This is a genomic window from Chromobacterium sp. CCUG 76385 (assembly GCF_059916625.1).
In genome coordinates, this window is the sequence record NZ_JAUCGU010000022.1 from 17,713 (window position 1) to 32,786 (window position 15,074).

Below are 15,074 nucleotides of genomic sequence, written 5' to 3' on the forward strand. Positions count from 1 at the left end.
AATCATAAAGAGGCGACGATGGCGAAGTTGACGACGGAGCAGGTGGACGCGGTATTGCAGTTCTGGTTTGGCGGGTGCGACGAAGCCAGCCTGAATACCCGGCGCGGCGCGTGGTTCGCTAAGGACGAGGTGTTCGACGCCGCCATTCGCCGCCATTTTCTCGACAACTGGCAGCGCTTGCATGCCGGAGAGCTGGCCATCGACGCCGAAGATGCCCGCGCCGCGCTGGCCTGGCTGATCGTCGCCGATCAGTTTCCGCGCAATCTGTTCCGCGGCGAGGGTCGGGCTTTCGCCACGGATGCCAAGGCGCGCGACGGCGCCCGTTTAGCCCTGGAGCGCGGGCTGGACATGCAGGTGCCTGCGGTGGCGCGCGTGTTTTTTTATCTGCCGTTCGAGCATAGCGAGGATCTGGCGGACCAGCAGCTGTCGGTCCAGTTGTTCGAGGCGCTGGAGGCGGGACTGCCAGACAGCGGCTATCTGGATTATGCCCGGCGGCACCGGGACGTGATCGTCGAGTTCGGCCGTTTTCCGCATCGCAACGCCGCTTTGGGGCGGATCAGCACGGCGGCGGAGCGGGCGTATCTGTCCCGGCCTGGCGCCGGCTTCTGAATCCATACATTTTCCGGACCTAGTAGTCCGTTGCCGAACAAGGATCAATATATGACTATCGTCGTCACCGGCGCCGCCGGCTTCATCGGTTCCAATCTGGTCAAGGGTCTGAACCAGCGCGGCATCACCGACATCCTGGCCGTGGATAATCTGTCCAGCGGCGACAAATTCCATAATCTGGTCGACTGCGAAATCAGCCATTACCTCGACAAGCACGAGTTTCTGCACCTGTTGCTGGACGGCGAGTACGAGGGAGAACTGACGGCCATTCTGCATCAGGGCGCGTGCTCCGATACGATGAACCATGACGGCAAGTACATGATGGACAACAACTATCAGTACACGCTGGCCTTGTTCGATTATTGTCAGCACGAGGAAATCCAGTTCCTGTACGCCTCCAGCGCCGCCACCTACGGCAAGGGCACCGTGTTCCAGGAGCAGCGCGAATACGAAGGCCCGCTGAATGTCTACGGCTACTCCAAGTTCCAGTTCGACCAGGTGCTGCGCCGCCGCATCAAGGAAGGCCTGTCCGCTCAGGCCGTGGGGTTCCGCTACTTCAATGTCTATGGCCCGCGCGAGCAGCACAAGGGCCGCATGGCTTCGGTCGCTTTCCATCACTTCAATCAGTACCGCGAGCACGGCAAGGTCAAGCTGTTCGGCGGCTGGGATGGCTGGGGCGATGGCATGCAGAGCCGCGATTTCGTTTCGGTCGAGGACGTGGTCAAGGTCAATCTGTACTTCCTGGACCATCCTGAGAAAAGCGGCATCTTCAATCTGGGCAGCGGCCGGTCGCAGCCGTTCAACGATGTGGCCGAGGCCACCGTCAATGCCTGCCGCCGCCACGAGGGCAAGCCGGCGCTGACCTTGGCTGAGATGGTGCAGCAGGGCATTGTCGAATACATCGCGTTCCCGGACGCGCTGAAGGGCAAGTACCAGAGCTTCACCGAGGCTGACATCGCCAAGCTGCGCGAAGCCGGCTATCACGACGCCATGCTGTCCGTCAGCGAGGGCGTCAATCGTTACGTCGATTGGCTGATGAGCCGCCAAGGCTAAGCCTAGCCAACTTGCCATTCGGGCCGCGCCGTCGATAGACGGCGCGGCCTCTTTCATTTCAACGGCCGGAAATGTCCTGCTGCAGCCGCATTTGCGCGCGTGCGTCGCGTTCGGCCTGAACCTGCTGGTTTTGCAGGGTGTCGGCGACAAAATCGATATGCCGTTCCGCCGCCCGTTGCGCGGCGTCCGGCTGGCGGTCGCGTATCGCCTGCCAAATAGCCAAGTGCTGCGCGCGCAGCGCCTCGGCCACTTCGCCGACGGCGAACAGATTGGCGATATTGTCCTTGACGTGTCGTTGCAGCATGGCCAGCAGGCTGCCGGACAGGTGGGCGAACAACACATTGTGCGAAGCCTCGGCCACGGCCTGGTGGAACGCGACGTCGGCCTGCGCCTGCTCGGCCAGGCTGCCGCCGCGATAGGCCTGTTGCAGGCGGTCCACGCAGTGCTGCAGCCGCGCCAGGTCCGCCGTCGTCGCGCGGCTGGCCGCGCAGCGCGCCACCGTGCCTTCCAATACGCGGCGGAACTCCAGCAGGTCGCCATGCAATTCCTGGTGCTGATTCAGCAACGCTTCCCAGGGATCGGAAAACGCCGTTTCCAGGCGGTTCGTCACCCAGGTGCCGCCGCCCTGGCGGCTGGACAGCAGGCCGCGCGATACCAGCTGTTGTATCGCTTCGCGCAAGGAGGGGCGAGACACGCCGAATTCTTCAGCCAGTTGCCGTTCCGGCGGCAACCGGTCGCCAGGTTTGAGCACGCCGTCGAGTATGCGTTTTTCCAATTGCTGCACGATCATGTCGGACAGCTTGGGCAGGGTGACTTTCGGATAGGCCATGGCAGGGATGATTGGTCTGACCAGATGGGCCAGCATAACAAATGCCTTATCCATTGTCATGGCGGAGAGGGCTATCTAATTTTTGAGATTTGCTATAAAGACCTAGTACTTTTATCAGAGGAATGCCGCCATGTCCGACCTTCTGAAGAAGATTGACGCCCGGACCAAGCTGGCAGGCACCAATAAACTGGAAATCCTGCTGTTTTCGCTAGGCAACGATCAGCGTACCGGGCGCAAGGAAGTGTTCGGCATCAATGTGTTCAAGGTGCGGGAAGTGATGCGCACGCCGGAGATTACTTCGGCGCCAGAAATGCCGGCCTCGGTGGAGGGCATGGTCAGCCTGCGCGGCTCGCTGGTGCCGGTGATCGATCTGGGTAAATACACCGGGATCATGTCGGAGAAGCGGCCGGAAATCATGATCATCACCGAATACAACGGCCATACGCAGGGCTTCCTGGTGGAGACGGTGGACACCATTCTGCGGCTGGATTGGGCGGCGATGCGCGTCCCGCCGGACATGATCACCAACCGCATGGCGGGCTTGGTCACGGCGGTTACCGAGCTGGACAACGGCACGCTGGTGATGATGATGGATGTGGAGAAAGTCCTGGCTGAAACCTGCCTGGTGGATGAGGCCCAGAGCTATATCGCTATTGAGCCGGTGAAGGAGGACCGCCATATCTTCTTCGCCGACGACAGCGCGGTGGCGCGCAAACAGATCGAGCGCACGCTGGAGGCGATGCATATCCGCTATACCTCGGCTATCAATGGCATGCGCGGCTGGGAAGATCTGCAAAAGATGGCGCAGCAGGCTGAAGCGGCTGGGCATAAGCTCAATCAAGTCCTGCACCTGATCCTGACCGATGTGGAAATGCCGGAGATGGACGGCTATATGCTGACCAAGATGATCAAGGACGACGCCCGCTTCGCCGGCATTCCGGTGCTGATGCATTCTTCCTTGTCCGGCATGGCCAACAAGAAGCTGGGCGAGTCGGTGGGTGTGGACTCCTATGTCTCCAAGGATGAACCGCAGAAACTGGCCAGCAAGCTGCGCGAGATGCTGTTGTTGGATAAGGCGGCGTAGGCCACTTTTTCGTTTCCAGGCTCTTTGGCAGATTAGCGCCATTCAGCATGGCAGGGTGCGTCAGTCTGACGGCGGCGCACCCTTATTGCTGCCTTCCCGCATGATGAGTCGTGCTTTTCCCGGCCACCGTCATCACATCAGGCCCGCATCTCGACAGCCCTCTTGTCATATTGACGAAATCAAGCATTCACTCTAAAGTGGTTTTCATAAGAATAATTGGTCTTACCAATTTACAAAGGAAGCCATGAAGACGCCTGCCGACGTTTACCTGTTCGGCACCTGTCTGCTCGACCTGTTCCTGCCGGAAGCTGGCCTAGACGCCATCGCCCTGCTGGAAGGCTTGGGCGTGCGGGTGCATTTCCCCCAGGCCCAGAGCTGCTGCGGCCAGCCGGCCTATACCAGCGGCCATCCCAAGGATGCGCTGGCCGTGGCGCGCGCGCAGCTGGCCTGTTTTCCGGAAGACTGGCCCATCGTGGTGCCGTCCGGCTCCTGCGGCGGCATGATCAAGCACCACTGGCCTCGCCTGTTCGCCGGGGAGCCGGACGAAATGCAGGCTTGCGACATCGCGGCGCGGGTAGTGGAATTTTCCGATTTCCTGCTCAACCACCTGGACTGGCAGCCGCAGGACCTGGGCGCGCCGGTCAAGGTGGCGGTGCATACCTCCTGTTCGGCGCGGCGCGAGATGAATGTGCACCAGACCAGCTGGGCGCTGGTGGACAGGCTGCAAAATGTCGAGCGCGTGGTCCATGACCATGAGTCCGAGTGCTGCGGCTTCGGCGGAACCTTCTCCATCAAGCATCCGGATATCGCCGGCGCCATGGTGACGGACAAGGCGCAAGCGCTTGAGGGCAGCGGCGCGGTGGAGTTCGTCACCGCCGATGGCGGCTGCCTGTTGAATATCAACGGCAAGCTGGGACAGTGCGGCAGCGGCTTCCAAGGCCGCCACCTAGCCAGCTTCCTGCTGGCGCGCACCGGAGGCAAGCGATGAGCGCCCGCGCCTCCATCTTGCAAAAGCTGCGCGCCGCGCCGCGGCAGGAACGCGCGCGGCCCGATCTGGCCGGCCATTTTCAGCATTTCTCCAAGCCGGACGATGAAGTCGCCAGGCTGCGCCACTGGGCGGCGATGATGCGCGCGGTGAAAACCGACATCCTGTGGACGTGCGAGGCGGAGTGGGATGCAGACTTGGCCGGCTGGCTGGCCGCGCATCCGCAAGATTCCATCCTGCTGTCGGATACGCCGCATGGCCGCAAGCTGGCGCAGCGCCTTGAGGGCGTGGACAAGGCGCCGCGCATCGTCTGGTTCGACCGTGAGGTGGATGGCTGGAAGCCGGAATTGTTCGACGTGGCCGCCGGCTTCACCGCCGTCCGCTGCGGCATCGCCGCCACCGGCACGCTGGCCTTGTGGCCGGACGAGGCCGAGCCGCGGACGATGAGCCTGGTCCCGCCCTTGCATATCGCCTTGTTCGACGCCGCCACCCTGTACCCGGATTTCTATTCGGCGATGAAGGGAGAAAACTGGGCAGCCGGCATGCCGACTAATGCGCTATTGGTCTCCGGCCCGTCCAAGACCGCCGACATCCAGCAGACGCTGGCCTACGGCGCGCACGGCCCGCGCGAGCTGCTGGTGCTGGCGCTGCTGCCGCCGCATATCGCTATCCATGACGTGGAAGGAGACGGGCGATGAGCGAGCACAAGATCACCGTCTATCCGTCCCGCGCCTTCAAGGAAAATGCCAGGCTGGCGCTGACCGACGGCAAACTCCGGGCCAGCCTGCGCGGCGCGATGGATTTCCTGATGGCCAAGCGGCTGGCGGCGTTTCCGGACGAGGCCGAACTGGCCGCCCTGCGCGCCTTGGGCGAGGGCATACGCCAGCGCTGCCTGTCCAAGTTGCCGGAGCTGCTGGAACAGCTGGAGGAAAAACTGACCGCCAACGGGGTCAGGGTGCATTGGGCGGAGACGGCGGAGGAGGCCAACCGCATCATCCACGGCATCGTCGCCGCCAGGAGCGGCAAGCTGGTGGTGAAGGGCAAGTCCATGGTCAGCGAGGAGATCGAGCTGAATCATTACCTGGCCGGGCAAGGCGTGGAGGCGGTGGAGAGCGATATGGGCGAGTACATCGTCCAACTGGCCGGCGAAAAGCCCACCCACATCATCATGCCGGCCATCCACAAAACCAAGCAGGACATCGCCCAACTGTTCCACGAGCAGTTGCCGGACACGCCCTACACCGAGGACGTGGACGCGCTGATCCAGATCGGCCGCCGCGTGTTGCGGCAGAAGTATCTGGAAGCCGACGTCGGCCTGTCCGGCGTCAACTTCGCGGTGGCCGAAACCGGCACGCTATGCCTGGTGGAGAACGAGGGCAATGGCCGCATGTGCACCACGGTGCCGGATGCGCACATCGCCATCACCGGCATCGAGAAGGTAGTGGAAAAGCTGGAGGACGTGGTCCCGCTGTACAGCCTGCTGACCCGTTCCGCCATCGGCCAGCCCATCACCACCTACTTCAATATGATCAGCGGGCCGCGCAAGAGCGGCGAAAAGGACGGCCCGCGCGAGGTGCACCTGGTGCTGCTGGACAACGGCCGCAGCCAGGCCTACGCCGACGAGCAGTTGCGCAAGACGCTGCAATGCATACGCTGCGGCGCCTGCATGAACCATTGCCCGGTCTACACCCGCATCGGCGGCCACGCCTACGGCACCACGTATCCGGGGCCGATAGGCGAGATCATCTCGCCGCACCTGATGGGGCTGGAAAACACCCGCGACCTGCCGACCGCGTCCAGCCTGTGCGGCGCTTGCGGCGAGGTGTGCCCGGTGCGGATTCCGATTCCGGAAATGCTGATGCGGCTGCGCGAGGAAAGCCAGCGCCCGGCGCATGAGCGGGTGGCGCATCCCTTGCGCGGCCAGGGGGCGGCGGCCGGCGGGGCGGAAGGACTTGCCTGGAAGGGCTGGCGGCTGGTCAACGCCTCGCCTAATTTGTACCGGCTATTCGGTTGGGCGGCGACGCGGCTGCGCAAGCACGCGCCCAAGAACCAGCTGGGCTGGACGCAAAACCACCTGCCATTGACGCCGGCGCGGAAAACCTTGCACGAAATGGTGCGTGAACGAGAGGCGAACAAGGGGAAATCCGCATGACGCCAGCCCACGCCGCTTTTCTGCAGGATCTGCGCCGGACCTTGCCGGACAAGCGGATCTATACCGATCCGCTGTCCACGCTGGCCTATGGCACCGACGCCAGCTTCTACCGGCTGCGGCCGCAGATCGTCGCCAGGGTGGAAAACGAAGGCGAGGTGGCCGAGCTGCTGCGGCTGGCCAGGCTGCACCGCGTTGCCGTCACCTTCCGCGCCGCCGGCACCAGCCTGTCCGGCCAGGCGGTCAGCGATTCGGTGCTGGTTTTGCTGGGCGATGGTTTCAACCATGGCCAAGTGTTGGATGGCGGCGCGCGCATCCGTCTCAAGCCCGGCATGATAGGCGCGCACGCGAACGCGCTGCTGGCGCCGTTCGGCCGCAAGATCGGCCCTGATCCGGCGTCGATCAACACCGCCAAGATAGGCGGCATCGCCGCCAACAACTCCAGCGGCATGTGCTGCGGCACCCGCGACAACAGCTACCACACCATGCGATCGCTGCGGGTGCTGCTGCTGGACGGAACCGCGCTGGATACCGCCGATCCGGCCAGTGTGGCGGCGTTTCGCGAATCTCACGCCGGCTTGCTGGGCGGCTTGGCGCAGCTGTCGCGCGAGCTGGCCGGCGATGCCGAGCTGGCCGAGCGAGTGCGCCGCAAGTACCGGCTGAAGAACACCACCGGCTACGGCATTAACGCGCTGCTGGACTTCACCGATCCGGTGGATATGCTGGCTCACCTGATGATCGGCTCCGAAGGCACGCTGGGCTTCATCTCCGAGATCACTTTCCACACCGTGGCCGAGCATCCGCACAAGGCGTCGGCGCTGGTGTTGTTCGACGACCTGGAACATTGCTGCCGCGCGGTGTCGGCCTTGAGCGCGATGCGCGATGCCTGCGGCGTGTCCGCGGTGGAGCTGATAGACAGCCGCAGCCTGCGCGCGGTGCAGGGCAAGCCGGGGCTGCCGGATTTCCTGTATCAGCCGGTGGGGCCGGGCAGCGCCTGCCTATTGATCGAGCTGCGGGCGGAGAGCGAGGCCCGGCTCGACGAATGCTCGGCCCAGATCGAAACGCTGCTGGCTGGCTTCCAGCCCAAAGTCTCCAGCGGCTTCAGCCGCGACGCGCGCGAGTGCGAAACCTACTGGGCTTTGCGCAAGGGCCTGTTCCCGGCAGTGGGCGCGGCGCGGCCGGTGGGGACTACGGTGGTGATCGAGGACGTGGCCTTTCCGATACCCCAACTGGCCGACGGCGTGGCCAAGTTGAGCGCGCTGTTCGACAAGCACGGCTACCGCGAGGCGCTGCTGTTCGGCCATGCGCTGGACGGCAATCTGCACTTCGTGTTCGCGCCGGGCTTTGAAAGCCCGGCCGAAGTCGCCCGCTACGATGCCTTTATGCAGGACGTCAGTAGCCTGGTGGCCGGCGAGTACGACGGCTCCTTAAAGGCCGAACACGGCACCGGCCGCAATGTCGCGCCTTTTGTGCGCCAGGAATGGGGCGACGCCGCCTGGCACATCATGCGTCGCATCAAGGCGCTATTCGATCCAGACGGCCTGCTCAATCCCGGGGTGATCATCACCGACAACGACCGCCTGCATCTGGAAAACTTGAAGGCGATGCCGGTGGCGGACGATTTGGTGGACGGCTGCACCGAGTGCGGCTTCTGCGAGCCGGCCTGTCCCTCGCACGGGCTGACGCTGAGCCCGCGCCAGCGCATCGTCGCCTGGCGGCGCATCCGCCAACTGGAGCGGGAAGGCGAGGGCGCGATGGAGCTGGCGGCTTTGAAGGCCGGCTACCGCTACCGCGCCATAGCTACCTGCGCCGCCACCGGCATGTGCGCCACGCGCTGCCCGGTGGGCATCAACACCGGCCTGCTGATGAAGAAGCTGCAAGGCCCGAGCCGGCGTCCCGCCCTGGCCGGCTTCGCCGCGCGGCATATGCAGTGGATGACCGCGGCGGCGCGGACCGGCTTGCGGCTGGCTCACGGCCTGGGAGCACAGCGGCTGCATGACATGACCCGACGCCAACCGGGCGAGCGCAAGGTGATTCCGCTGATCCCGGCCAGCCTGCCGCGCGCCGCCGCGCCGTTGCCTCGGCCATCTGCCGGCGGCGAGCCGGTGGTGCTGTTCGTCAGCTGCGTCAACCGAACGCTGGCCGAGGACCAGGGCGGCGAGTCGGTGGCCGCGCATACGATCAATCTGCTGCGCCGCGCCGGCTTCGCACCCATCTATCCGCCCGGCCATGACGGCCTGTGTTGCGGCCAGCCTTTCGCCTCGGCCAATGCAGCGGATGCCTTGGCTACCAGCCAGGCCTCGCTGAATGAGGCGCTGCTGCAGGCCAGCGGTCAAGGCCGTTACCCGGTGTATCTCGACAACAGCCCGTGCGCGGCGCGCGTCAAACAGGCGCAGGCCGAAGGCCTGCTCGATGCACGCTTGCAGCTGTTCGACGCCGCCGGCTTCCTGGCAGAGAAGGTTCTGCCAAGGCTGGAAATCGCGCAGCGGCTGCCGCAATTGGCCTTGCACATCCCGTGCAGCGCCACCGCCATGGGCGCGGCGGGCAGCCTGAAGCGCCTGGCCGCCAGCTGCTGCGACGAGCTGACCGTGCCGGACATCGCCTGCTGCGGCTTCGCCGGCGACAAGGGTTTCACCGTGCCGGAGCTGAACGCCCACAGCCTGAGGAGATTGAAACCCGCCTTGCCCGCTAGCTGCCGCCATGGCGTGTCGATGAGCCGCACCTGCCAGATCGGCCTGACCGAACATGGCGGCATTCCGTACCACAGCATCGAGGCGCTGCTGGATTTCTGCACCACCCCGAGCGGCCTGTCATGAAGGCCGCCTTTTCAATGCTGATGTAAACCCAAGAAACGCAAGCCAGCCCTACCATGCCGCCGCGCGACCAGCCCATCGGCAGGGGAGCGGCTGCGCCTGCGAAACCAGGAATGAGGAGAAGCCACCCATGCAAGCAATCTGGACGCAACACTATTTCCCATCCGGCAGCCTCGCGCTGTCGGCGCTGATGGCCGCGCTGCCCATCGCTTTTTTCTTCGTCGCCTTGGCGGTGCTGCGGCTGAAGGGACACGTCGCCGGCACCTTGACGGTGCTGATCGCGCTGGCGGTGGCCATCCTGTTTTACGGCATGCCGGCGCAGATGGCGTTGGCGGCCGCCGCCTTCGGTTTCGGCTACGGCCTGTGGCCGATCGCCTGGATCATCATCGCCGCGGTATTCCTGTACAAGATCACGGTCAAGACCGGGCAGTTCGACATCATCCGCGCTTCCGTATTGTCCGTGACCGAGGACCAGCGGCTGCAGATGCTGTTGGTGGGCTTTTCCTTCGGCGCCTTTTTGGAGGGCGCGGCCGGCTTCGGCGCGCCGGTGGCCATCACCGCCGCGCTGCTGGTGGGGCTGGGCTTCAATCCGCTGTACGCGGCCGGGCTGTGCCTGATCGCCAACACCGCGCCGGTGGCCTTCGGCGCGATGGGCATTCCCATCATCGTGGCCGGGCAGGTAACCGGGCTGGATCCGTTCCTGATCGGCGCCAAGGCCGGCCATCAACTGCCCATCTTGTCAGTGATCGTGCCGTTCTGGCTGGTCATGATGATGGACGGCCTCAAGGGCGTGCGCCAGACCTGGCCGGCGATTCTGGTGGCCGGGGTGTCGTTTGCCGTCACCCAGTTTTTCACCTCCAACTACATTGGGCCGGAGCTGCCGGACATTACCTCGGCGCTGGTCAGCCTGATTTGCCTGACGCTGTTCCTGAAGGTGTGGCAGCCGAGCGAGATCTTCACGTTCAACGGCCGCCGCGCGCCGACGGCCAGACTGGCCAGCGGTTTCAGCCTGTCGCAGATCGTCCGCGCGTGGAGCCCGTTTCTGATCCTGACCGCGCTGGTGACGGTGTGGAGCGTCAAGCCATTCAAGGCCTTGTTCGGCAAGGGAGGCGCACTGGAGGGCTGGGTGTGGAAGCTGCATGTGCCGGGGCTGGACAAGTTGGTAGTCAAGACTGCGCCCATCGTTGCGCATGACACGCCGTACGAGGCCTTGTACAAGTTCGACATCGTTTCCGCCGTCGGCAGCGCCATCTTCTTGGCCGCGCTGCTGTCCATGGCCTTGCTGAAGTTCCGCCCGGCCGATGGCGCGCGCGCCTTCGCCGAGACCCTGGCCGAGTTGCGCCGGCCGATTCTGTCTATCGGCATGGTGCTGGCCTTCGCCTTTGTCGCCAATTATTCCGGCATGTCCAGCACGCTGGCCTTGTGCCTGGCCAATACCGGACAGGCTTTCCCGTTTTTCTCGCCATTCCTGGGCTGGCTTGGCGTGTTCCTGACCGGTTCCGACACCTCGTCCAACGCCTTGTTTTCCGCTTTGCAGGCGGCCACCGCGCACCAGTTGGGCGTATCGGACGTACTGCTGGTGGCGGCCAACACCACCGGCGGCGTCACCGGCAAGATGATTTCGCCGCAGTCCATCGCCGTGGCTTGCGCGGCGGTGGGGCTGATAGGGAAGGAGGCGGACCTGTTCCGCTTTACGCTGAAGCACAGCCTGATTTTCTGCAGCTTTGTCGGTGCGCTGACTTGGCTGATGGCGTATATGCCCTGAGCGGCATGTGGCTTCTCCCAAACCTTGCCGGCCCCGTTACCGACGGTTATTAGATTAGAAATAACGATTTCGCATGCGCTGATAGCTAATCGATATAATGGGGCCAGCTTTGGGAGAGTCACCGTGTACAAACATCTGGAAGATTTCGTCGGCGGCACGCCGTTGGTCAAACTGAAACGTCTGCCATCCGGCAACGGCAACGTGGTATTGCTGAAGCTGGAGGGCAACAATCCGGCTGGCTCGGTCAAGGACAGGCCGGCCTTGTCGATGATCCGCCGCGCCGAGCAGCGCGGCGACATCCAGCCCGGCGACACGCTGATCGAACCCACCAGCGGCAATACCGGCATCGCGCTGGCGATGGCGGCGGCCATGATGGGCTACCGCATGGTGCTGATCATGCCGGAAAACTCCAGCGCGGAGCGGGTGCAGGCGATGCGCGCCTACGGCGCCGAGGTGATCCTGACGCCGGCGGCCGGTTCGATGCCGGCGGCGATAGACCTGGCGCGCAGCATGGAGGCGGCAGGCGAGGGCCGCATCCTGGACCAGTTCTCCAACCCGGACAATCCACAGGCGCATTACGAGGGCACCGGCCCGGAAATCTGGGAGCAGACCGGCGGCCGGATCACCCATTTCGTCTCCAGCATGGGCACCACCGGCACCATCATGGGCACCAGCCGCTTCCTGAAAGAAAAAAATCCGGCCATCCGCATCGTCGGCGTGCATCCGGAGCCGGGCAGCCAGATCGCCGGCATCCGTAAATGGGAAGATCCGTATGTGCCCAAGATCTGCGACTTCTCCCGCGTCGATGAAATCCAGCATGTCGGCCAGCAGGAAGCCGAAGACACCGCCCGCTTGCTGGCGCGGCGCGAAGGCATCCTAGCCGGGCCGTCGTCTGGCGGCGCGCTGGCGGTCGCCCTGCGCCTGGATGCCCAACTGAAGGACGCGGTCATCGTGTCCATCGTCTGCGACCGCGGCGACCGTTACCTTTCCACCGGATTGTTCGACCACGCTTGACGCTGTGTCGACAGCGGCCGGCTTGGCGGCGATCGAAGGGTTGATTAGCATGTGGGCTTTGCCAATGGAATGCCATCATGCTGCGACTGTATGTTGATCACGATTTCCTCAGCCCCTATGCCATGGCGGCTTTTGTCGCGTTGACCGAGAAGGGCCTGCCCTTTACCGTCCTCACCCGCAATCTGGACGGCGGCGAGCAGTTCGAGCCCGGTTATCGCGCGCAGTCTCTGACTTCGCGCGTTCCCATGCTGGTGGACGGGGATTTTCATCTCAGCGAGTCGTCCGCCATCATCGAATACCTGGAGGACGCCTATCCCGACACCGCCCGCGTATTGCCTATGGATTTGCAGGCCCGCGCCCGCGCGCGCCAGTTGCAGGCCTGGCTGCGCAGCGACCTCTTGCCGTTGCGCGACGAACGTACCACCGCCACCGTATTCGGACGCAAACCGGCATTGCAACTCTCGCCAGCCGCGCAAGCTGCCGCTGACAAGCTGGTCTCCGTGGCCGAGGCGGTGGTGCCGGCCGATGGCGGCAATCTGTTCGGCGACTGGTGCGTGGCTGATGCCGAGCTGGCCTTGTTGCTGCGGCGTTTGACGCAGGACGAGCTGCCGGCCCGCTTGGCGGCGTATGCAGATGTTCAGTGGCTGCGGCCATCGTTTGCGGCTTGGCGGGCGCGCCAGCCCCGGTAGTCAGTCGCATATTTTCTATAATGCCTTGATGACAAGGCAGGGAATGGCGATGGCGCGATCACGGATCTGCAGGCGGCTGGCCTGTATCATGTTGGCCTGGGCTTGCGCGCAGCCAGCATGGGCGGCGCCTCGCGATCTGTTTTTCGTCACGCAGCTGTTCCCCCCCTTTATTACTGAGGATGCGGCGGGCAAGCCGGATGGCGGGCTGGTTGCTGTGCTGCAGGAGGCCTGCCGGCGCTTGTCCTGGCGTTGCACGGTGCAGGTGATGGTATGGAAGCGCGCCTTGCTGATGATCAGCCTGGGCGAGGCCGATGGCCTGGTCCTGGCGCAGGATGCGCCGGAGCGGCGCGCGGTGATGGAGCTGTCCCGGCCTGTCTTGCTCAGCAGTTATGGCCTGTATGCGCGCAATGGCAATCCTTTGCGCTATCGGCAGCCGGCCGATCTGTCTGGGCGGCGGCTGGCAGTGTACGGGCCGTCTTTGTCGCAGACCAATTGCGAAAAGCTGGTGCATGGCGTGCCGGGTGTCGAACTGGCCGTGGAGCTCGATCCGCAAACCGTATTGCGCAAGCTGTCTGCTGGCCGTTACGGCAACGAGGGGCTGGCTTTTTCCAATGATGATGTGGCGCGCTACTGGATCCGTCGCGATGGCTTATCCAATTTGCATCAGGCGGCTGAGGTGAAGACGCTGGCCTATCTGTACGGCTTTACGCGCAGCCGCGTGCAGCCCGGCATGCTGGATGAATTCAACCGCGCGCTGGATGAGATGTGCCGCGATGGCAGCTTGCAGAAGCTGGCCGCGCCTTACGGCATCCGCCCTGCTGCCTGCCGCTGAATGCGCGTTGAGCGGGCAAAGCGGTTATCATAAGGGCACATTCCGCCGCCACCACGGCGTCCCACGCAGCGCAGAACAAGCAAAACCATGTCGCAACATACATTTTCCCCGGACGAGAATGTCCATTGCAGCCCCAAGGGTTGGTATCAGTTGGCCAGCGAGCGGCCAGGCTTCATTCACGACGCGGCGCAGGCCGCCGCCATCGAACAATTGGACCGGCTGTGGCACCAATTGGTGGATTTCAAGGCCAAGCGCAATCGCTTTCTAGGCCGCAGCTTGCGCAGCCCGGAAGTGCCGCGCGGCCTGTATTTCTGGGGCGGCGTCGGGCGCGGAAAAAGTTTTCTGATGGATGCCTTCTACGCCTGCGTGCCTTACCGCCGCAAGCGCCGCATCCATTTCCACCACTTCATGGCGGAGACGCATCGCGAGCTGCGGAAGTTCGCCGGCAACAAGGACCCGCTGCTGGCGTACGCCGACCAGATCGCCAAAGCCACCCGGCTGCTGTGTTTCGATGAATTCCATGTGTCCGACATCGCCGACGCGATGATACTGGGCCGACTGCTGGGGGCCTTGCTGGAGCGCGGCGTGGTGGTGGTGACCACCTCCAATTACGCGCCGGACGATCTGTACCCTAACGGTCTGCAACGGCAGAACTTTCTGCCGACGATCGCGCTGATCAAGCGCGAGCTGGACGTGCTGAACGTGGACGGCGGCCATGATTACCGTCTGCGCGAGCTGACGCGCGAGCCGCTGTTCATGGTGCCGGCGGATGAGGCCAACGAGCGGCGGATGGAGCAGTTGTTTGTCAAAGTCGGCACCGGCGCCGAACTGCCGCAAAAATCCATCACCGTGCTGGACAGAGAGATCGCGGTGAAGCGGATGTCGCCCGGCGTGATCTGGTTCGATTTCATGGCGCTGTGCGACGGCCCGCGCGCGCAGACCGACTATCTGGAAATCGCCAGCGAATACCACACCGTGTTCCTGTCCGGCATACCCAAGCTCACTGCCAAGCAGGCGTCCATCGCCCGCCGCTTCACCTGGTTGGTGGACGTGTTCTACGATAATCGTGTCAAGTTGATCGCTTCGGCCGAGGCTCTGCCGGAGGACATCTATACCGAAGGCCTGCAATCCGGTGAATTCTTCCGCACCGCCAGCCGGCTGACCGAGATGCAGTCCAAGAGCTACCTGGAACTGCCGCACCAGTCGATGGCGCAAAGCCACGACCAGCCGCCGCCGGGCGTGGCCCTGTAAG

The 15,074-nt window shown here is 64.0% G+C and carries 13 protein-coding genes; 12 read left to right on the forward strand and 1 reads right to left on the reverse strand.

The window, feature by feature from the left end:
* Positions 1-18 precede the first annotated feature (18 nt).
* Complete coding sequence (locus tag QUG01_RS14050; protein WP_500830680.1) at positions 19-609, forward strand: DUF924 family protein; 591 nt, start codon at positions 19-21, stop codon at positions 607-609.
* Positions 610-660: 51 nt separating this feature from the next.
* A complete protein-coding gene (gene rfaD, locus QUG01_RS14055) occupies positions 661-1,662 on the forward strand; it encodes an ADP-glyceromanno-heptose 6-epimerase (protein ID WP_500830681.1) in 1,002 nt (333 codons plus the stop codon).
* A 58-nt stretch (positions 1,663-1,720) separates the two neighbouring features.
* On the opposite strand, the gene QUG01_RS14060 is transcribed toward rfaD, so the two are convergent.
* Entirely contained in the window at positions 1,721-2,527 is an 807-nt protein-coding gene (locus QUG01_RS14060) for an FCD domain-containing protein (protein ID WP_500830682.1), read from the reverse strand.
* 94 nt (positions 2,528-2,621) lie between these two features.
* Here QUG01_RS14060 and QUG01_RS14065 point away from each other — a divergent pair, with 94 nt between their 5' ends.
* The 10 genes from QUG01_RS14065 (at position 2,622) to zapE (ending at position 15,073) form a co-directional block, all read left to right on the forward strand.
* On the forward strand, positions 2,622-3,575 hold the full coding sequence (locus QUG01_RS14065) for a chemotaxis protein (RefSeq protein ID WP_043622451.1): 954 nt from the start codon (positions 2,622-2,624) through the stop codon (positions 3,573-3,575).
* A 244-nt stretch (positions 3,576-3,819) separates the two neighbouring features.
* On the forward strand, positions 3,820-4,563 hold the full coding sequence (locus QUG01_RS14070; protein ID WP_500830683.1) for a (Fe-S)-binding protein: 744 nt from the start codon (positions 3,820-3,822) through the stop codon (positions 4,561-4,563).
* Complete coding sequence (locus QUG01_RS14075; protein WP_500830684.1) at positions 4,560-5,258, forward strand: LutC/YkgG family protein; 699 nt, start codon at positions 4,560-4,562, stop codon at positions 5,256-5,258. Before QUG01_RS14070 ends, QUG01_RS14075 begins: the two co-directional genes overlap by 4 nt.
* On the forward strand, positions 5,255-6,712 hold the full coding sequence (locus tag QUG01_RS14080) for a LutB/LldF family L-lactate oxidation iron-sulfur protein (protein WP_500830685.1): 1,458 nt from the start codon (positions 5,255-5,257) through the stop codon (positions 6,710-6,712). The genes QUG01_RS14075 and QUG01_RS14080 overlap by 4 nt, the downstream gene beginning before the upstream one ends.
* Positions 6,709-9,525 (forward strand): FAD-binding and (Fe-S)-binding domain-containing protein, encoded by a 2,817-nt coding sequence (locus QUG01_RS14085; RefSeq protein WP_500830686.1) that lies wholly within the window; start codon positions 6,709-6,711, stop codon positions 9,523-9,525. Before QUG01_RS14080 ends, QUG01_RS14085 begins: the two co-directional genes overlap by 4 nt.
* Positions 9,526-9,652: 127 nt before the next feature.
* The gene (locus QUG01_RS14090; protein WP_500830687.1) at positions 9,653-11,287 is read left to right on the forward strand and encodes a lactate permease LctP family transporter; all 1,635 of its coding nucleotides are present in this window, start codon (positions 9,653-9,655) and stop codon (positions 11,285-11,287) included.
* A gap of 123 nt (positions 11,288-11,410) precedes the next feature.
* A complete protein-coding gene (gene cysM, locus QUG01_RS14095) occupies positions 11,411-12,301 on the forward strand; it encodes a cysteine synthase CysM (protein ID WP_500830688.1) in 891 nt (296 codons plus the stop codon).
* Positions 12,302-12,378: 77 nt separating this feature from the next.
* Entirely contained in the window at positions 12,379-12,990 is a 612-nt protein-coding gene (yfcF, locus tag QUG01_RS14100; protein WP_500830689.1) for a glutathione transferase, read from the forward strand.
* An 88-nt stretch (positions 12,991-13,078) separates the two neighbouring features.
* A complete protein-coding gene (locus tag QUG01_RS14105) occupies positions 13,079-13,822 on the forward strand; it encodes a substrate-binding periplasmic protein (RefSeq protein ID WP_500830690.1) in 744 nt (247 codons plus the stop codon).
* A gap of 87 nt (positions 13,823-13,909) precedes the next feature.
* Positions 13,910-15,073, forward strand: a complete 1,164-nt coding sequence (gene zapE, locus QUG01_RS14110; RefSeq protein ID WP_500830691.1) for a cell division protein ZapE — start codon at positions 13,910-13,912, stop codon at positions 15,071-15,073.
* The last annotated feature ends 1 nt before the right edge of the window (position 15,074 follow it).